Origin of the sequence: Marinobacter sp., from assembly GCF_033722195.1 — a bacterium.
GTDB lineage: Bacteria > Pseudomonadota > Gammaproteobacteria > Pseudomonadales > Oleiphilaceae > Marinobacter.
Genome location: NZ_JAWVZL010000006.1, coordinates 48,509 through 65,724, shown reverse-complemented (window position 1 = coordinate 65,724; position 17,216 = coordinate 48,509). Strand labels below are relative to the sequence as shown.

The 17,216-nt window shown below is 64.0% G+C and carries 20 protein-coding genes; 2 read left to right on the top strand and 18 right to left on the bottom strand.

Features of this window, described 5'->3' with window-relative positions; all coding sequences use genetic code 11:
- Positions 1-426: solute carrier family 23 protein (locus R3280_RS02495; RefSeq protein ID WP_318997000.1), on the top strand; the 426-nt coding region annotated here is incomplete at its 5' end.
- Positions 410-1,276 carry a class I SAM-dependent methyltransferase gene (locus R3280_RS02490; protein WP_318996999.1) on the top strand — a complete coding sequence of 289 codons (867 nt, stop codon included), beginning with the start codon at positions 410-412 and terminating at the stop codon, positions 1,274-1,276. The genes R3280_RS02495 and R3280_RS02490, both read left to right, overlap by 17 nt.
- 13 nt (positions 1,277-1,289) lie before the next feature.
- On the opposite strand, the gene flhB is transcribed toward R3280_RS02490, so the two are convergent.
- The 18 genes from flhB to fliE all read right to left on the bottom strand — a co-directional run bounded on the left by flhB (position 1,290) and on the right by fliE (position 16,952).
- Positions 1,290-2,426: a flagellar biosynthesis protein FlhB gene (flhB, locus tag R3280_RS02485; protein WP_318996998.1), complete on the bottom strand. Its 1,137-nt coding sequence runs from the start codon at positions 2,424-2,426 to the stop codon at positions 1,290-1,292.
- 10 nt (positions 2,427-2,436) lie between these two features.
- Complete coding sequence (gene fliR, locus R3280_RS02480) at positions 2,437-3,222, bottom strand: flagellar biosynthetic protein FliR (protein WP_318996997.1); 786 nt, start codon at positions 3,220-3,222, stop codon at positions 2,437-2,439.
- A gap of 3 nt (positions 3,223-3,225) precedes the next feature.
- The gene (gene fliQ, locus R3280_RS02475) at positions 3,226-3,495 is read right to left on the bottom strand and encodes a flagellar biosynthesis protein FliQ (protein ID WP_318996996.1); all 270 of its coding nucleotides are present in this window, start codon (positions 3,493-3,495) and stop codon (positions 3,226-3,228) included.
- A 15-nt stretch (positions 3,496-3,510) separates the two neighbouring features.
- Complete coding sequence (gene fliP / locus R3280_RS02470) at positions 3,511-4,272, bottom strand: flagellar type III secretion system pore protein FliP (RefSeq protein WP_318996995.1); 762 nt, start codon at positions 4,270-4,272, stop codon at positions 3,511-3,513.
- Complete coding sequence (gene fliO, locus R3280_RS02465) at positions 4,269-4,802, bottom strand: flagellar biosynthetic protein FliO (protein ID WP_318996994.1); 534 nt, start codon at positions 4,800-4,802, stop codon at positions 4,269-4,271. The genes fliP and fliO overlap by 4 nt, the downstream gene beginning before the upstream one ends.
- A gap of 2 nt (positions 4,803-4,804) precedes the next feature.
- A complete protein-coding gene (fliN, locus tag R3280_RS02460) occupies positions 4,805-5,293 on the bottom strand; it encodes a flagellar motor switch protein FliN (protein WP_318996993.1) in 489 nt (162 codons plus the stop codon).
- Positions 5,286-6,284, bottom strand: a complete 999-nt coding sequence (gene fliM / locus R3280_RS02455; protein WP_318996992.1) for a flagellar motor switch protein FliM — start codon at positions 6,282-6,284, stop codon at positions 5,286-5,288. The genes fliN and fliM overlap by 8 nt, the downstream gene beginning before the upstream one ends.
- Positions 6,285-6,365: 81 nt before the next feature.
- Positions 6,366-6,866 carry a flagellar basal body-associated protein FliL gene (gene fliL / locus R3280_RS02450; protein WP_318996991.1) on the bottom strand — a complete coding sequence of 167 codons (501 nt, stop codon included), beginning with the start codon at positions 6,864-6,866 and terminating at the stop codon, positions 6,366-6,368.
- Between the two features lie 223 nt (positions 6,867-7,089).
- Entirely contained in the window at positions 7,090-8,277 is a 1,188-nt protein-coding gene (locus R3280_RS02445; protein ID WP_318996990.1) for a flagellar hook-length control protein FliK, read from the bottom strand.
- Positions 8,278-8,361: 84 nt separating this feature from the next.
- Positions 8,362-8,709 carry an Hpt domain-containing protein gene (locus tag R3280_RS02440; RefSeq protein ID WP_318996989.1) on the bottom strand — a complete coding sequence of 116 codons (348 nt, stop codon included), beginning with the start codon at positions 8,707-8,709 and terminating at the stop codon, positions 8,362-8,364.
- Positions 8,710-8,808: 99 nt separating this feature from the next.
- Complete coding sequence (locus R3280_RS02435; RefSeq protein WP_318996988.1) at positions 8,809-10,542, bottom strand: SpoIIE family protein phosphatase; 1,734 nt, start codon at positions 10,540-10,542, stop codon at positions 8,809-8,811.
- Positions 10,543-10,578: 36 nt separating this feature from the next.
- Positions 10,579-10,884 carry an STAS domain-containing protein gene (locus R3280_RS02430; RefSeq protein ID WP_318996987.1) on the bottom strand — a complete coding sequence of 102 codons (306 nt, stop codon included), beginning with the start codon at positions 10,882-10,884 and terminating at the stop codon, positions 10,579-10,581.
- Between the two features lie 125 nt (positions 10,885-11,009).
- Positions 11,010-11,450, bottom strand: coding sequence for a flagellar export protein FliJ (fliJ, locus tag R3280_RS02425; RefSeq protein WP_318996986.1), 441 nt, complete (start codon positions 11,448-11,450; stop codon positions 11,010-11,012).
- Positions 11,450-12,808, bottom strand: coding sequence for a flagellar protein export ATPase FliI (fliI, locus tag R3280_RS02420; RefSeq protein ID WP_318996985.1), 1,359 nt, complete (start codon positions 12,806-12,808; stop codon positions 11,450-11,452). Before fliI ends, fliJ begins: the two co-directional genes overlap by 1 nt.
- The gene (locus tag R3280_RS02415) at positions 12,789-13,820 is read right to left on the bottom strand and encodes a flagellar assembly protein FliH (RefSeq protein ID WP_318996984.1); all 1,032 of its coding nucleotides are present in this window, start codon (positions 13,818-13,820) and stop codon (positions 12,789-12,791) included. The genes fliI and R3280_RS02415 overlap by 20 nt, the downstream gene beginning before the upstream one ends.
- On the bottom strand, positions 13,820-14,866 hold the full coding sequence (gene fliG / locus R3280_RS02410; protein ID WP_318996983.1) for a flagellar motor switch protein FliG: 1,047 nt from the start codon (positions 14,864-14,866) through the stop codon (positions 13,820-13,822). The genes R3280_RS02415 and fliG overlap by 1 nt, the downstream gene beginning before the upstream one ends.
- Positions 14,859-16,568 carry a flagellar basal-body MS-ring/collar protein FliF gene (gene fliF / locus R3280_RS02405; RefSeq protein WP_318996982.1) on the bottom strand — a complete coding sequence of 570 codons (1,710 nt, stop codon included), beginning with the start codon at positions 16,566-16,568 and terminating at the stop codon, positions 14,859-14,861. The genes fliG and fliF overlap by 8 nt, the downstream gene beginning before the upstream one ends.
- A gap of 15 nt (positions 16,569-16,583) precedes the next feature.
- The gene (fliE, locus tag R3280_RS02400; protein WP_318996981.1) at positions 16,584-16,952 is read right to left on the bottom strand and encodes a flagellar hook-basal body complex protein FliE; all 369 of its coding nucleotides are present in this window, start codon (positions 16,950-16,952) and stop codon (positions 16,584-16,586) included.
- Positions 16,953-17,216: the final 264 nt, after the last annotated feature.

The following is a 17,216-nucleotide window of genomic DNA, read 5'->3' as shown; positions in this document are numbered from 1 at the left end:
GCGGCCTTCGGCGGACCGCCCAACACCACCTACTCCGAGGTCACCGGTGCGGTCATGCTGACCCGCAACTTCAACCCCAGGATCATGTGGTGGGCCGCGGGCATTGCCATTGTGCTGGCCTTTGTCGGCAAATTCGGCGCGGCCCTGCAGTCGATTCCGGTGCAGGTGATGGGCGGCTTCCTCTGCCTGCTGTTCGGCTCCATCGCCGTCGTGGGCCTGAACACCCTGATCCGTCACCAGGTGGACCTGTCCGAGCGGCGCAACCTGGTGATCGCCGGCATCACCCTGGTGTTCGGTATCGGCGGCATGGCCATCGGCCAGATCGAAGGCATCGCCCTGTGCGCCCTGGTGGCGATACTGCTGAACCTGGTATTGCCCGGCAACAAGGTTGCCTGGGGAGAGGCCTCCCTTGAAGAGTCGTTCTGAAAAGAATCGCTCCGACAGCTCCGGCATCAGCTTCACCGCGCTCTACACCGGCGCAGTCTGGCATCGCCACGGTCTGTCCGACGACAGCCTGGCCACGGCGCGGGGTCGCTGGCTCTACCACCTGATGAGACCCTTCGAGGCCGCCAGCAAACTGGTGGCCGGCGGCAACCTGCGCACTTTCCTGCTGCAGCGGCACCTGATCATTGACCAGCTGATCGACCGGGCCATCGCCGATCGGGGCATCACCCAGGTACTGGAGATCGCCTGCGGCATGTCGCCGCGCGGCATCCGCCTGCGCCAGCGCTACCCCCACCTGCACGTGATCGAGGCGGATCTGCCGGACATGGCGGCCCGCAAGGCACTGCGGCTGATGGCGGCGGAGCGGCTGGGGCCCCACCACCAGGTCACTCCCATCGACATCCTTGCCGACACCGGCGAGTATCGCCTGGAGGCGGTGGCCGAGAGGGTGCTGGATCTGGACAAGCCCTTCGTGGTGGTGACCGAGGGTCTCACCAGCTACTTTCCGCTGCGGGTCATCGACAGCTTCTGGCAGCGCCTGGCGGCACTGGTGACCGCCAGTCCGGGCTCGGTTTACCTCTCGGAGACCTATCGCATGCCGGCGCAGCCGGCGCTGCGCCAGGCCCTGAGAGCCAGCGCCGATGGGTTGGGGCGGATGACCCGCAGCCAGGTCAGCTTTCATTTCGAGAACGACCGCCAGGCCCGTGAGCACCTGCTGGCGCAGGGTTTTGGCGAGGTCACCGTGCACAACCCTGCCGACTACTACGACAGCCTGGCCATCCCCCACAGCCGCCAGGACCCGTTCGTGCGGGTACTGGAAGCCACCTCCTAGGGCGCGAAGTCGGTTACAGGTCCCGGCGCAGATCCCGCGGGATGGGGAACTCCGGCATGCCGGGCTTGGGGCCCAGACCGCGACGGAAACGCCGCATCTGGAACAGGTAGGCCAGCACCTGGGCGATGGCCATGTAGAGGCCGTCGGGAATCTCGCCCCCTACCTCGGTGTTGTGGTAGACCGCCCGGGTCAGCGGCGGCGTGCGCAGGATGTCGACCTTGTGCTCGCGGGCGATCTCCATGATCTTGAAGGCGATCTCGTCGCCGCCCTTGGCCACCACGATGGGCGCGGCCATGGTTTTCTGGTCATACTTCAGGGCCACCGCGTAGTGGGTCGGGTTGGTGATCACCACGTCGGCGGTGGGCACGTCCGCCATCATCCGGCGCTGGGCCATCTCCCGCTGCAGCTGTCGGATCCGGCCTTTCACCTCCGGTTTGCCCTCGGTGTCCTTGTACTCGTCCTTGACCTCCTGCTTGGTCATGCGCAGTTTCTTCTGGTGGTCGTAGATCTGGAAAGGCACGTCGATAACGGCAATGATGATGGTGGCGCAGGCCAGCAGGAAAAAGCTCCAGCCCAGGGTCCAGAGCACATGTTCCATCGCCGGCACCGGCGGTTCGCCAGTGATGGCCAGCAGGTCCTCGGTGCGCACGTCCAGAATCAGGATGGCAATGATCATCACCAGGGCCACCTTGGCCACCGCCTTGACCAGCTCGATCAGCGACCGCAGCGAGAACATCCGCTTCAGGCCCTTGAGCGGATCCATGCGGTTGAGTTTGGGTGCTACCGCCTTGCCGCTGAACAGAATGCCACCGATACCGATGGGGCCGATCACCGCGGCGATGAACAGCAGGATCATCAGGGGCATGGAGGCCCAGGAGGCGTCCACGGTAGCATCCATCAGGTGCAGCGCCATCTGGCCGGTGTCGAAGATGGCGTCCCGGTCCAGCACGAAGCTGTGACGCATGATGTTTTCCATCGACTGCCCCAGGCTGGCACCGAAAATCAGCAGGCCACCGGCGCCGGCCAGCAGCACCGACATGGTGGCCAGCTCCTTGGAGCGGGCGGTCTGGCCCTCCTCCCGTGCCTTTTCCAGACGTCGGGGGGTGGCCTCTTCGGTTTTTTCCTGACTGTTGTCGTTCTCTTCAGCCATCTGCTTTCACCTAGGGAATGCCCTGGAGCTGGCGCATGAATTCAAAGGTTTCTTCGGAGTACTGCTGGAAGTGCGGCAGGAAATTGGCCTGCAGCACCCAGATGGCGAACAGGCCGAACAGCAGGCCGATGGGAAAACCCAGGGAGAAAATGTTCATCTGGGGCGCCGCCCGGGTCATCACGCCAAACGAAATGTTGACGATCAGCACCGCGGTGACCGCCGGCAGCGCCAGCAGCATGGCCGACGCGAACATCCAGCTGATCCGGTGCGCCAGCGCCCAGACTCCCTCCTGACCCAGGCCCTCCAGACCAATGGGCAGCACCCGGAAGCTTTCCAGGAACACATCGAAGGCCACCAGGTGGCCGTTCATGGCCAGGTACAGCAGAGTCACCGTAATGCTGTAGAACTGCGCCAGCACCGGGACAGTGATGCCGTTGGCCGGGTCCACCATGGAGGCAAAGCCCAGACCCATCTGCATGGCGATCATCTGGCCGGCAATCACGAACAGCTGGAACAGCGCGGTCAGGGCGAAGCCCAGGCCCACACCGATCAGGATCTGCTGCAGGGTAATGACCACCGCATCGGCGCTGAAGGCCTCCACCTGGGGCACCGGCGGCAGCATGGGCACCACCAGGATGGTCATCAGCAGCGCCAGCCCCAGACGGATGCGGGCCGGCACCAGTTGGGTGCCGATGAACGGTATCACCATCATGAAGCTGGCGATTCGGAACAGTGGCCACAGGTGCTGACCCACCCACTGGCCCAGCAGGTCCGCGCTCAGATCCGAGGGCAGCATGGCCTAGCCGATCAGGTAGGGAATGTTGGAAAACAGGCTGTTGGCGTGATCCAGCAACTGCGTCAGCATCCAGGGCCCGGCGAATACGATCACCAGCAGGGTGATGATCAGGCGCGGCAGGAAGCTCAGGGTCTGCTCGTTGATCTGGGTGGCCGCCTGGAAAGTACTCACCACCAGACCCACCACCAGACCCGGGCCAATGATCACGCCGCAGAGCAGCACGATCATCCACAGTGCCTCCCGCATGATGTCGATAACGGTTTCCGGGGTCATCGCGCCAACTCCTCGCTATATGCCGTAACTGGCAGCCAGGGTCCCCATGATCAGGGACCAGCCGTCTACCAGCACGAACAGCATGATCTTGAACGGCAGTGAAATAATGATCGGCGACAGCATCATCATACCCATGGCCATGAGCACGCTGGCTACCACCATGTCGATGATCAGGAAGGGTATGAACAGAATGAAGCCGATCTGGAACGCGGTCTTCAGCTCACTGGTGACGAACGCCGGCATCAGCACCCAGAAGGAGACGTCCTCGGGGCTGTCGTACTGCTCGTCGGAAATCCGCATGAACAGGCCCAGGTCGGACTCCCGGGTCTGGGCCAGCATGAATTCGCGGAACGGCTGGCTGGCCCGCTCAACCGCCTCCAGGGAAGTGACCTCCTCCTGGATATAAGGCTGCAGGCCCAGGCGGTTGGCCTCCTCGAACACCGGCTTCATGATGAAAATGGTCAGGAACAGGGTGAGTCCCAGCAGGATCTGGTTCGACGGCGTGGACTGCAGACCCAGGGCCTGACGCAGGATGGCGAACACCACGATGATGCGGGTAAAACAGGTCATCATCATCAGCATGGCCGGCAGGAAGGTCAGCGCGGTCATCAGTGCCAGAATCTGCAGGGTGACCGAGTACTCCTCCACCCCCTCGCCCTCGCCCGGGGTCACGGTGAAAGCGGGAATACCGGGGATATCGGCCAGCGCCGGACTACTCAGGCCCAGCAGCAGCAAACCGGCCAGTGCGGCAAGGGCGCGCGGGTACAGCAGGTTCATGAAGATTTTCCGTCAGACTCGTCAGACTTCCCGGACGGCTTGTCCGCCGAGGTTCTTGGGTTCATCAAATCCAGGTCGGGATCGGCGCGACCGGACTTCCACTGCTTGCCGATCAGACCCTGCAGGCGACGGGCGAAGTCACTCCTGTCACCGTTCGGCGCGCTCACCACCGGCTCCTCGAAGACATGCAGGGTGCGGATCGCCGAGGCGGTAATGCCCACCAGGATCTGGGTGCCTCCCACTTCGATCAGGGCGATGCGTTCCCGGGCCCCCAGCGCCATCACCGCCACCACCCTGATGGCCTGGTTGTTCATGCCGCTCAGACCGTTGACGCGGCGGATCAGCCAGGCACAGCCGACGATCACCGCCAGCACCGCCAGCAGGCCGAGCCCCAGGGTCACCAGTGACATCAGTGAACCGGAGCCACCGGTAACCTGGCGCTGGGCCTCCTCCGCCACGACCGGCGCGGCCGTCAGGAGACTGGCCAGGCCGATGGCGACGGTGGACTGGATGGGGGCTGACCGCAACATGATTATTTCGACAACCGTTTGATGCGCTCGCCGGGGCTGATGACGTCGGTCAGGCGGATGCCGAACTTCTCGTTCACCATCACCACCTCGCCATGGGCGATCAAAGTGCCGTTGACCAGTACATCCAGCGGTTCCCCCGCCAGCCGGTCCAGCTCGATCACCGAGCCCTGGTTCAGCTGCAGCAGGTTGCGAATGGGTATCTGGGTATTGCCCACCTCCATGGAAATGGTCACCGGGATATCCAGGATCACGTCCAGGTCCGGCGACAGCGTGGCGCCTTTTGGCTCCGGCGTTTCGTCGAACTCTTCCATCGCCGGTTTCTTGACGTTGTCGGCGTTCTTGCCCTCACCGGCTTCTTCCATGGCCGCGGCCCATTCGTCATCCCGGTCGCCACCGTCACTGTCGCCGGATTCGTCCATGGCGGCTTCCCACTCGGCGGCAAGTTTTTCGTCCTCGCTCATTTCCTTGGGATCTTTTTTGTCGTCAGCCATTGCGTCCTACCTTCAGTTGCTTTTTCACCACTGGCCGTTTGGCCCGGCTCTGGATTTTGAGTGCGAGTTTGCCGTCCCGGGTACCCATGGACGCGTTGTAAATGGGAATGCCGTTGGCAGTGACCGTCAGGAACTCCGGCAGTTCCACCGGGATGATGTCGCCGGCCTTGAAGCGGGCCACTTCCCGCAGCGAGACCCGGCGGCGCGCAACGGTGGTATTGACCGGCACAAACACTTCCTTGATGTCTTCCTGTAGGGCGTTGACCCAGCGCTCGTCGACATCGTCGATGTCACTCTGCACACCGGCGTCCAGCACATCCCGGATCGGCTCGATCATCGAATAGGGCAGCGCCATGTGCAGCTCGCCGCCACCACCGTCCAGCTCGATGTGGAAGGTGCTGATGACCACCACCTCACTGGGGCTGACGATGTTGGCCATGGCCGGGTTCACTTCCGAGCTGAGGTAGTCGAAGTCCACCTTCAGGACGGCGTGCCAGGCCTCTTTCATGTCGTGGAAGACCTGGTCCAGCACCATCTGCACGATACGGGTCTCGGTGGGGGTGAATTCCCGGCCCTCGATCTTGGCGTGCCGGCCCTCGCCGCCGAAGAAGTTGTCCACCAGCTTGAACACCAGCTTGGCGTCCAGGATGAACAGGCCGGTGCCCCGCAGCGGGCGCATCTTCACCAGGTTGAGACTCGTGGGCACGTAGAGGGTGTGGATGTACTCACCGAACTTCATGATCTGGACACCGCCGGTGGACACATCGGCGTTGCGGCGCAGCAGGTTGAACAGACTGATACGGGTGTAGCGGGCGAAACGCTCGTTGATCATCTCCAGCGTCGGCATCCGGCCGCGCACGATACGGTCCTGGCTGGCCAGGTCGTAATCCTTGACGCCGGTGGCATCCACCTCGTCATAGGTGTCGATGTCACCGTCATCCACGCCGTGCAGAAGGGCGTCGATTTCATCCTGTGACAGTAAGTCCTGCATACGTTGTCCTGCCCTCAAGTCTGCCGGTAAACGGCTGGGCCGGCGCCGGCTGGGAGCCGGAGCGGCGGTGTTGCTATCTTGTTACTGTAGAACAAAGTTCCGGAACAAAATCTGCTCTATCGGGGGTTCGTTCTCCGCCGCCAGGGTCTCGTTGACCTGGGTCAGCATGGCTTCGATCAGCGCGTCGCGACCGGCGACGGTGCGCAAGTCGGTAAAGCTCTGGGCACCGAGTAGCGACAGCAGCTGACTGCGCAACAGTGGCATGTGCTTCTCCACCGCAGCCAGGGCCGCCGGATCCCGGGCCGCAAACGCCAGGTAGATCTGGCCGTAGCGCTGCCGACCCTCGGACTGCAGGGTGGCCACCAGGGCCTTGTCCATGACGTAATACTGGCTGGGCTGGAAGACTTCCTCCTCCGCGACCGCCTCGGTGCCCTCCTCCGAACCCCCGGAGGACTGCAGGAACCAGAGGGTACCGGCCACCGACAGGCCCACCGCCAGCAGGACCACCACCACCAGCAGGATGATCAGTTTGAGCTTGCTCTTTTTCGCCGGGGCCGCAGCCGCTTCGTTGTTTTCAGCCATAAGTCGCTTCTGCCAGAAATCCGTCAACCGGAGGTTGTTGATCAGGGTTTATGCAAAGGCCGGGCCAGGTAGTACAGCCAGGCCAGTCAAAACGGCAGTTTAGCGCCCGGCAGGCAGGGGAGCAAAGCGGAAATACAGCGGCGGGAGCGCTGGCCGGAGCCGGCCAGCGCGAGGTCCAGGGGGACAGGCGTTAATCGGGGAGCACGGATGGGGTGACCGGGACTCAGGCGTAGAGATCCACCTCGCCACGCCAGGTCAGGTCGAGACTGCCGGCGGATTCTGCCAGCGCCAGGTCACCCGGTTCGCCGTCGCCGGCGCCGTCACCGCCAGCAGTCTGGCGGCCCTCGCCGTCGTCCTCGGCACCATCCCGGCCCGGGGAGTCCGCCACGTCAAAATTCTGCAGGTCCAGGCCCTGACCGCTCAGCATGTCCCGCAGGCGGTGACTGTGCAGTTCCAGCTGGTCCCTCACCGCCGGGTTGGCGGCGTGAATGGTGACATTGGCCTGATCGTTCTGGACCTGGACACGGACCTCCAGCGGCCCCATGTCCGGCGGGGTCAGGTGAATCTCCGCCACCGAGAGTTTCTGGCTGGTGAGCCAGGCCAGCTTGCCCACCAGCTTGTCACCCCATTCGGCGTGGCCCACCGGCAACTCGATGCTGGTGGCATAGCCCTTGAGGGGAATCATGGCCTCGGGGACTTTCTGGCCGGGGTTGAGCAGCTGGGTCTGGGCCGCCGCATCCAGGCCAGCCTGCATCCGGCCCAGGCTGGCCAGACCGGTGTCTGTTGCCTTGCCGCCATCACCGGCAAGCTGCGCCATCACGCCCTCAGCCATCAGACGACCGGCAGAGTCCGCGCCGGCTTTTGCCGCCTTGCCGGTGATACCCGGAATCACACCCCTCAGCCCGGGCGTGGTGTCCGAACCGGCCAGACCCACGGGGGAAAGCCCACCCGCCAGCGCCGTCACACCGGCCACGGCGCCGGTGGGGCCGGTGGTGGCCGGCACCGCAGCCGCGGGCGTCTGCGCCGGCATCATCAGGTCCTGGAGCTGGGCGAAGGTAAACAACGGCGCCGGCTCCCCCGGACTCTCGATTACCGCCGCACCGGTCAGATCCGCGGTGGCTGTCTGCTGCCCATCGGCAGTTGCGGCATTGCCGGCCGGGCGGCCCTCGGCCTCGCTGGTGGCCGGCGCTGGGGCCTTGCCGGCGTCGGATGGCGGTTTCTCCGCCACCTCGGCGCCGTCGGCCCGGGCCGATGCCCTGTCACGATTGCGATCCAGGCGCTGGCGCTCCTGGCGGGAGACACTGTCGAATTCACTGTCACCGACCTTGTCCGGGGCCTGTGACGCCTGCTTGGCGGACCCTGCGCCGGTTTTATCCGGCGTGGGCAGTGGGGGTAATGCCGTTGCTGACATGGCAACCTCTTGCCGCTTAATGGCTCTGTTGGAACAAAAAACGCGTGTTACAACAGTGCAGAGCAAAAGTGGTGCCAATCGGCGTCAGGATTTGATGCTGCGCTGGAGCATCTCCCGTATCACCTGGAATTCATTTTCTATGGCCGCCAGCTGGGCCTCGGCGTTGACCAGACTGCCTTCGCGGCCGGCGATCTCCGCCGCCAGGCACAGGGAGCCGAGCTGGGGCGCCCCGATATTGAAGCAACTGCCCTTGAAACTGTGGGCGGATTTGGCGAAGGCGTCCGCATCGCCATTGCCCAGGGCATTCCTGAGCGTCCGTATGCGGTCCTCCGAATCGCTAAGGTAGGTCCGGATCAGGATATCGAATTCGTCCTCCATCACTTCCTGAAGCTCTGCCAGGGCCTCCTCATCGAGATGTGGTTTATCGTTCATCAGCAACCTCCGCGCCGACCCATCCGAGTGAACTGGCGCCGTACCTTAGGGAGCCTCTAATTGACTCCTTAGCATTCCGCCTGATTACCAGACAGGACACTAGTCCCTGGTCCGGCCCTCGTTGAAATCCCAGTGATAAATCACTTCAACCTGGTTGCCCTTACCCATGAAGGTGAGTGACTCGCTCAGCTGTCGAAGCAAAGCCAGACCGCGGCCGGCATAGCGGGCACTGCCCCCGTTCTGGCGGTGCCAGTGCTCGTGATCAAAGCCGTCACCGGAGTCCTCGCAGACCATTCGCAGGGTGCCGCCCTCGTCGGTCATGGTGTGCTGCAGGGTAAATGCGATGCGGTGACCGCTGACCTCCGCCAGCCGGCGCTCTCTCTCAGCATAGTACCGCCCGAAGCCTTCGGGAGAATTTTTCCATTCCGAAGGCAGATTCAGGATGCCGTGCTCCAGCGCGTTGGTGTAGAGCTCAGACAGCAGCGTGTAGACTTCGCCGCTGCGCCGTCTCAGCCCCGGCACCTCCATGCAGATGTGCAGCAGCAGGGGCAAGGGGTTGAAATGGTTCAGCGTGGTTTCGCTGATCTCGTACACGCACTGCCAGGTGGCCGGCCCACGCAGCGCCGATTGGGGCAGGCGTTTGGGCAGATCCGCCATAGCGGCGTCGCTCACCATGGTCATGGACACGATGGTGAGGTCGTCCTGCACCTGCTGGTTGCCGGTAAAGGCGCCCACCGCGGCAATCACAGTATCCAGCGCCTCGCTGCTGTCTCCCACCCGCTCCAGGGCCAGGCGCAGGCGGTCCTCGCCGAACATCTCGCCGGCCGGGCTCTCCGCCTCCAGCAATCCGTCGGTGGCCACCAGCAGGGTATCGCCGGGCTCGGTGTGAAAATGGTCCACCTCGGCGGCGAAGCGCTCCGGCGCCAGCACACCGAGGGGCAGGTGCCGGGACGGCAAGGCAATGCGTTCGCCGTCGCGGCGGATCAGGTAGCCGTCCGGCAGGCCACCGTTCCAGACCCGGACATGACTGAGGTGAAAATCCGCCTCGATGAAGAGCGCGCAGCAGAACATGCCGCCGGGCAGTATGCGCTTGAGTTTCTGGTTGATCTCCCGCAGCACGTCGCCACAGCCAAAGCCCTTGCTGGTCATGCCGTAGAAGATCTCCGCCACCGGCATGGCGCCGATCGCCGCCGGCAGACCGTGGCCGGTGAAGTCGCCGATCAGGATGTGCATGCCACCAGAGGGCCGCGGGCAGGCAAACAGCACATCGCCGTTGAAAATGGACATCGGCGAGGCGTGATAGCGGATATTGCTGGCGTCCAGGCAGCCGGTGTGGGCGACGTTGTCGAACACCCGCTTGGCCACCTCCTGCTCGGCCAGCAACTGCCGGTTACGGTCGTGGATAAGGTCGCGCTGGCGGCTGAGGGTACGGTGCATCAGCCGCATCCGGTTGAAGGCGTTGATCTTGGCCTCGATGATGACCCGGTTGTAGGGCTTGGAGAGAAAATCGTCGCCGCCGGACTCCAGGCAGCGGGCCAGGGCATCGGCATCGGACAGGGAGGTCAGGAAAATGATGGGCACCAGGGTCTCGCCGGCCAGGGCCTTGATCTGGCGCGCCGCCTCCATGCCGTCCATGCGGGGCATCATGACGTCCAGCAGGACGATCTGGGGCCGGGTGCTGCGAAACTGCTCCACCGCTTCGAGGCCGTCCCGGGCTTCTATCACCTGGTGACCCTGGCGTCGCACCATGGTCTTCAGGATCAGGCGGTCACTGTCGCTGTCATCCGCGATCAGGACACGCAGGGGACCGTGTTCATCCAGCGGGTCGTCCACCAAACAGGCCTCCTCCCTGGGCGCTGGCCAGTCCGGCTAGCGGATGGCGAATAACTGCTCGAAATTGGAAATGGTCAGGATCCGGCGGACATCGCTGTTGCAGTTCTCGATGCGGATATTGGCGGAATCACCGCCGGCATAGTCCCGTAACAGCAGCAACATGCCCAGCGCGGAGCTGTCCAGGTAGGTGGTGTCGGACATGTCGATGACGTATTCGCTGACTTCCTGGTCCCCATGCTCGTAGGCATCGCGAAACGACTGGTGGGTGCTGAAATCAAAGCGGCCATCAATCTTGATGGTCAGGGTACGCCCGTCTTCACTTCGTCGTGTCTGGATAGCCATACGGCGTCCTCCGTTGATCTGTCGCTGGCGACTGCAGAGTGAATATCAAGATGTGCGGCTACACGATAGAGGATAGTTCACGAACGGTAAATTGCATTGGCTTTTGGCAACGGAACCGGTCGCCATCAGCGCCGCCGGGCAAAGGCGCGGCCCGCGGCCTCGTCGGCCTGCTTCTGCTCTCGCTGGTCCCGCTCGCGCTCTTCCTGCTGGCGGCAGGTCTCGATATGACGCTCCATGCCGCGACGGCGCTCATAAGCCTGCTGCCAGCCCTTGCGGGCCGCCTCGAAGCGATTCTCGGCCTGGCTGACCTGGCGCTCCTGCTGGGTTATGACCTGGTCAAGCTGGACAATGAAAGCCTGCCAGCCCTGCAGTTTGGGAATGGACACAACGCCCTGCTGGCTGGCGCGCATCTGCTTGCGGTAATCGGCCTGGTAACTGCGCAGCTCGACAAGGCGTTGCTGCTGCTGTTCCAGGTTCTGGCGGGCGGCGGTCATGGCATCCAGGGCCGCCTGCTCTCGGCGTTGCTCAAGCTTCAGCACCACTTCCAGCCGCTTGGACCTGAGCATCACTCACTGGCTCCCCGACGGACCTTGCGGCGCTCCGGCACCACCTGGTGTAGCCGCTCGACGCTGGCCTCCAGGGGTGCGCTTTCGTCCAGGTCCTGACGCAGGAAAGCGCGCATACCGTCGATGTGCTCGATCGCAAAATCGGTTTCCGGGTCCGAGCCCTTGACGTAGGCACCCACACTGATCAGGTCGCGGGCCTGCTGGTAGCGCGCATAGACCTGCTTGAAGCGCTGGGCCTGGCCGAAATGCTCCCGATCGGTGACCTGGGGCATGACCCGGCTGACCGAGGCCTCGACGTCGATGGCTGGGTAGTGGCCCTCCTCCGCCAGCCGTCGCGACAGCACGATGTGACCATCCAGAATGGCCCGGGCGGCATCGGCTATGGGATCCTGCTGATCGTCGCCCTCGGTGAGGACGGTGTAGAAGGCGGTGATGGAGCCGCCACCTGGCTTGCCGTTACCGGTCCGCTCCACCAGCTGTGGTAGCTTGGCAAAGACCGACGGCGGATAACCCTTGGTGGCTGGCGGCTCACCAACCGCTAGGGCGATTTCCCGCTGGGCCTGGGCATAGCGGGTGAGGGAGTCCATCAGCAGCAGCACACGCTTGCCCTGGTCCCTGAAATATTCGGCAATGCGGGTGGTCAGCATGGCCGCCCGCAGCCGCATCAGCGGCGAATCGTCCGCCGGCGAGGCCACCACCACGGATCGGTCCAGGCCCTCGTCGCCGAGAATGTCCTCGATGAACTCCTTGACCTCCCTGCCCCGCTCGCCTATCAGGCCCACCACGGTGATATCGGCGTCGGTGAACCGGGTCATCATGCCCAGCAGCATGCTCTTGCCCACGCCGCTGCCGGCGAACAGGCCCAGCCGCTGGCCCTGGCCCACGGTGAGCAGGGAATTGATGGCGCGGATGCCCACGTCCATGGACTGACGCACCGGCGCCCGGTGCAGGGGGTTGATGATGGCGCCGGATAGCGGCACCTGGGCTTCGGCCTGCAGCGGGCCCTTGTTGTCCAGCGGTTCGCCGGTACCGTTGACCACCCGGCCCAGCAGGCCCGGCCCCACCGGTACCCGGCTGGCAGCCGCGACCGGCACAACCCGGGCCCCGGGCCTCAGGCCCTCGATGGCGGTCAGCGGCATCAGGTAGACCCGTTCATCCTCAAAACCCACCACTTCGGCTTCCACCGAACCCACACCCTGGCCCTGGATCATGCAGCGGTCGCCCACCACCATGGGGCAGCCAACGCATTCCAGGGTCAGGCCCACCATGCGGGTCAGCCGTCCGGACAGCTCCGGCTCCAGTTGGCGGGGAACGTAATCCTCGAGGCGGGCGAGACGCTCAGCCAGGGGACTGGTCATGGTCATCTCCCGGCTCTGACGTGTCGGCGCCCTGGCCGGCCCCCGGTTCGTTCTGAACAGGCTCATCCTGATCCGGTTCGCGCTGATCCGGCTCATCCCGGCCTGAATCACGCTCATTCGGCTCGTTCTGATTCGACTTGTTCTGAGCGGAATCGGCCTGAGCGGGTTCCTCCCGGCCTGGCGCGTCCGTTTCGGAGGGCGTGGCCAGCAGGTCGCCGTGGAAATCACTGAGATCGCCCATCATGGCATCCAGCTCGCCGTGGTCGCCGGCGTCGTCACTGGCCAGCTGGCGGTCCAGCATGCCCTGGATGGCCTTCTGGAAGCGCTTCTCGACGGTAAAGTCCACCAGGCTGTGGCGGGTTTCCACCTTGCAGCCACCCTTGAGAATAGCGTCGTCCTCCACCACTGCGGCCTCCACCTCGAAGCGTCCGGCGGCCTGGCGGAGGTAATCGGCGTCTTCGGGATGGACCCGGATACGGACATTTTCACGAGTGGAAGGCAGACCGGCGATGGCCTGCCGGACAATGGCCTGGATGTGGCTGGAGTCGATGCTGAGCTCCCGGAAAATCACCGCCCGGGCGAGCACCGTGGTAAGGTTCACCAACGCGGCCTCGGTTTCCTCCTGGTGCCGGGCAATGGGCTCCAGCAGCTCGGCCATGACGGTCTCCAGGCGGCCGATGGCGGCCTCCACATCGCCGCGGGTGGCTTCCATCGCTTCGCTGCGGCCACTGTCGCGGCCCTCCTGCCGGCCGCTCTCGAAGCCCTCCTGGTGACCCTGCTTGCGGCCTTCCTCGTGGCCGGCCTGGTAGCCGGCCTCGCGGCCCTCGGCGTGGCCATCGTTCCAGGCCGCCTGGCGAATCTCCTCGATGTCGGCGGCGGTCAGCGGTTTGACGTCGCGCTCTTCCTCGCGGCCGACCTCATTGCCCTCCTGGTCCAGCAGGGGCAACTCCCAGCGTTCGTAGGCGGTGAGTTCTTCGGAGGGAATACGATCAAGGTTGCGGCGGTTTTTCATTACATCATTTCTTCCCCGGCGCCGCCGAGGGTGATCTCACCAGCCTCGGCCATACGCCGTGCGACTGAGATGATGTCTTTCTGGGCAGCCTCGACTTCGCTGACCCGAACCGGACCTTTGGCCTCCAGGTCGTCCTGCAGCAACTCGGCTGCCCGCTTGGACATGTTGCGGAAGATCTTGTCCTTGACGGCGTCATCGGAGCCCTTGAGAGCCACCACCAGCACATCGGAGGAGACTTCCCGCAGCAGCGCCTGGATACCCCGGTCGTCGATGTCCTTGAGGTTGTCGAACACGAACATCAGATCCTCGATGGTGCTTGCAAGATCCGGGTCCATGTCCTTGATGGAATCCATCAGGCTGCCTTCGATGCTGCGGTCCATGAAGTTCATGATGTCCGCCGCCCGCTTGATGCCGCCGATGCGACTGGTCTGAGCCGCCGAGCCACCGGAGAACTGTTTCTCCAGGATGTCGTTGAGTTCCTGCAGGGCCTGGGGCTGGATGCTCTCCAGCGAGGCGACACGCATCATCACGTCCAGCCGCACCTTTTCATCCAGGGTGCCGAGTATCTCGGCGGCCTGGTCCGGGTCCAGGTAGGAAATGACGATGGCCTGAATCTGTGGGTGTTCGTAGCGGATGATGTCACCCACGGCACGGGGCTCCATCCACTTCAGGGTGTCCAGACCGGTGGTGTTGCCGCCGATCAGGATCCGGTCGATCAGGCTGGCGGCCTTGTCGTCCCCCAGGGCCTGGGTCAGCATGGCGCGAATGTATTCGTCGTTGCCCACCCCCAGGCCGGTCTGGCCACCGACCGCGTCGATGAACTGGTCCATGACGAAGGCGACGTCATCCTTGCTGACGTCCTTCATCTGGGCCATGGCCACACCCACCCGCTGGACCTCCTTGGGGCCCATGTGCTTGAGAATCTGGGCGGCATCGGACTCACCCAGGGACATTAGCAGGATAGCCGCCTGCTCCACCCGGGGGATCTTGCGCCGCAGCTTCTTGGGGGCATCGCCCTGCTGTGTTGCGGTATTTTCGTCAGTCATCCACATTCACCCACTGGCGCATCACCTGGGCAACCCGGGCCGGGTCTTCGGCGATCAAACCTTTCAAAGCATTCAAGTGTCTATCATAGCTGTCTGTGGCACCCGGCAAAAGCAACTCGTCGGAGCCGGACATGGCGTTCTTCAGGGCCTCGTCACTGCCCAGGCCTTCCAGGTCGTCGTAACCGTCGCCGCTCAGGGCCCGCTCACGATCCTGACGGGCGGTGCCGGAGAGGTTCTTCAGGGTCGGCCGCAGAAGACCCAGTACCAGCACCAGAATCACCAGCCCCGCCAGCACCTGCTTCATCAGGTCCCAGAACCACGCCTGCTCCCAGAACGCCGGCTCCTGGTATTCGATGGCCTGCTCGGGAGCGAAGGCGGTGTTCATGACCGTCACGCTGTCACCCCGGGAGGCGGAATAGCCCACGGCGTCCCGTACCAGCATGGTGAGGCGCTGCAGCTCGGCCTCGGGCCAGGGCTCGTAGCTGACCTCACCGGTCTGGGGATCCACGGTGCGCATGTCGTCCACCGCCACCGCCACGGTCAGGCGTTCGATCTTGCCCTGCTCCTGGCGCACATAGCTGACGGTGCGGTCCATTTCATAGTTGCGGGTGGATTCGTTGCGCACGTTCACCGGCGGTGGCGGTGCGGCCGCGCCCTCCTCGCCTTCCACCGGCTGGGCATCCTCCGGTACGGTGGCCTCGCCCGGGGGCTGGTTGGACAGCGCGCCGGGAATACCACCCATGCCGCCGGCGACCCGCTGCTCGCTCATTTCCCGCTCACTTCGGACCGCTTTCTGGCCGGGGTTAAACAGCTCCTCGGCCTGCTCCACGGAAGAGAAATTCAGGTCCGCGGTCACCTCGGCGCGGAAACGGCCATCCCCCACAATCGGGTTGATGATGCCGGCAATGCGCTGGGCCAGGCGCTGTTCCACCTTGGCGTTGTAGTCGTACTGGTCCTGCATGCGCCAGCGCTCGTCGTTCTTGTCCTGGGAGCTCAGCAGGTTGCCGGTCTGATCGACAATGGTGACGTTTTCCTTCGACATCTGCGGCACGCTGCCGGCCACCAGATTGGTGATGGCGGCAATCTGCTCTTCCGCCAGCCGACGGCCGGCGAAGACCTCCAGGAACACGGAGGCGGTGGGCTCGCGGGCGTCCCGTACAAACACCGTCTCCTTCGGGATGGCCAGGTGGACCCGGGCACCCTTGACGTTGTTCATGCTGGCGATGGTGCGTGACAGTTCGCCCTCCAGGCCACGGCGGAAGCTGATGTTCTCCATGAACTGGGAGGTGCCCAGGCCACGGTCCTGGTCCAGCAGCTCGTAACCGATGGTCTGCTCATCGGTGACACCCTGGGCCGCCAGTTTCAGGCGGGCGTTGTAGACCTGGTCGGCAGGCACCAGCAAAGCGCCGGTGCGCGGCTCCATACGGTATTCGATGCCGGACTGGTCGAGGATGGCGGTGACTTCCTGCGGGTTGTAGCTGGACAGGTCCCCCACCACCGGCTGGTAGTTGGGCTCCTGGGCCCAGAGCACCACCGCGACGCCCAGCGCCACGCTGGCCGCCAGGCCCACCATGAGGCCGATCTGGCGCAGCAGGGTGAGCCGGTTGAAGCCCAGGAACAGGTCGCTGCGACTCTCCAGGCCACTGGTCTGGTCGTCGTCACCGGCGTTATTGGACGTGGTTGGGGCAGGTACACTCGCCATGGTTCAGCTCCGCTGTTAAACCGGCATGTTCATGATGTCTTCGTAGGCCTGTACCACCCGGTTACGAACCTGGGTCAGGGCTTCGAAGGACACAGACGATTTCTGGGAGGCGATCATGACCCGGGTGATGTCCACATTGGGGTCGCCTTTCTCATAGGCCGTGCGCAGGTCGCCGGCGGTCTGCTGCAGGTCGTTCACCTGGTTGACCGCCTGGCTGAGCATGTCGCTGAAACCCGGCACCTCCCGGGTGGACTCGGCGCGGCCGGGACGATCGATGCGACCCTGGATGGCGTTGTCCTGCTCAACCCGCTGGTTCTGCATCATCTGCGCCCGCAGGGACCGGATGTCGGAAAGCACGCTGTTGATATCGGCACGTTCGACCATGATTCACTCTCCTGACAGGCCCGCCTTAAAGCGGGCGCTGTAATTCTCACAAAGACTCTGAACAGGTCTTAGCAAGAATACGGCCAGATTTATTTTTATTAATAATTACAGGTATATGCGCACTAATGGGGCCAGCGGGAGCGGCCTGGCGACAAAGTCTTGACGCCGACTGGTCGATTGAGCGAGGGCGGGGTCAGATGAACTTGGGGTCACATAAAAAATTTCATCTGACCTCCTGCTAAAAAAACGGCACCCGAAGGTGCC

Coding starts and splice junctions, on each gene's coding strand:
- fliQ (WP_318996996.1), bottom strand. CDS start 3,495: ATGACCCCGGAAACCGTTATCGACATCATGCGGGAGGCACTGTGGATG.
- fliP (WP_318996995.1), bottom strand. CDS start 4,272: ATGAACCTGCTGTACCCGCGCGCCCTTGCCGCACTGGCCGGTTTGCTG.
- fliR (WP_318996997.1), bottom strand. CDS start 3,222: ATGCTGCCCTCGGATCTGAGCGCGGACCTGCTGGGCCAGTGGGTGGGT.
- fliL (WP_318996991.1), bottom strand. CDS start 6,866: ATGGCTGAAAACAACGAAGCGGCTGCGGCCCCGGCGAAAAAGAGCAAG.
- fliN (WP_318996993.1), bottom strand. CDS start 5,293: ATGGCTGACGACAAAAAAGATCCCAAGGAAATGAGCGAGGACGAAAAA.
- fliG (WP_318996983.1), bottom strand. CDS start 14,866: ATGACTGACGAAAATACCGCAACACAGCAGGGCGATGCCCCCAAGAAG.
- R3280_RS02440 (WP_318996989.1), bottom strand. CDS start 8,709: ATGAACGATAAACCACATCTCGATGAGGAGGCCCTGGCAGAGCTTCAG.
- R3280_RS02445 (WP_318996990.1), bottom strand. CDS start 8,277: ATGTCAGCAACGGCATTACCCCCACTGCCCACGCCGGATAAAACCGGC.
- fliE (WP_318996981.1), bottom strand. CDS start 16,952: ATGGTCGAACGTGCCGATATCAACAGCGTGCTTTCCGACATCCGGTCC.
- fliJ (WP_318996986.1), bottom strand. CDS start 11,450: ATGCTCAGGTCCAAGCGGCTGGAAGTGGTGCTGAAGCTTGAGCAACGC.
- flhB (WP_318996998.1), bottom strand. CDS start 2,426: ATGGCTGAAGAGAACGACAACAGTCAGGAAAAAACCGAAGAGGCCACC.
- fliM (WP_318996992.1), bottom strand. CDS start 6,284: ATGCAGGACTTACTGTCACAGGATGAAATCGACGCCCTTCTGCACGGC.
- fliO (WP_318996994.1), bottom strand. CDS start 4,802: ATGTTGCGGTCAGCCCCCATCCAGTCCACCGTCGCCATCGGCCTGGCC.
- R3280_RS02430 (WP_318996987.1), bottom strand. CDS start 10,884: ATGGCTATCCAGACACGACGAAGTGAAGACGGGCGTACCCTGACCATC.
- fliF (WP_318996982.1), bottom strand. CDS start 16,568: ATGGCGAGTGTACCTGCCCCAACCACGTCCAATAACGCCGGTGACGAC.
- fliI (WP_318996985.1), bottom strand. CDS start 12,808: ATGACCAGTCCCCTGGCTGAGCGTCTCGCCCGCCTCGAGGATTACGTT.
- R3280_RS02415 (WP_318996984.1), bottom strand. CDS start 13,820: ATGAAAAACCGCCGCAACCTTGATCGTATTCCCTCCGAAGAACTCACC.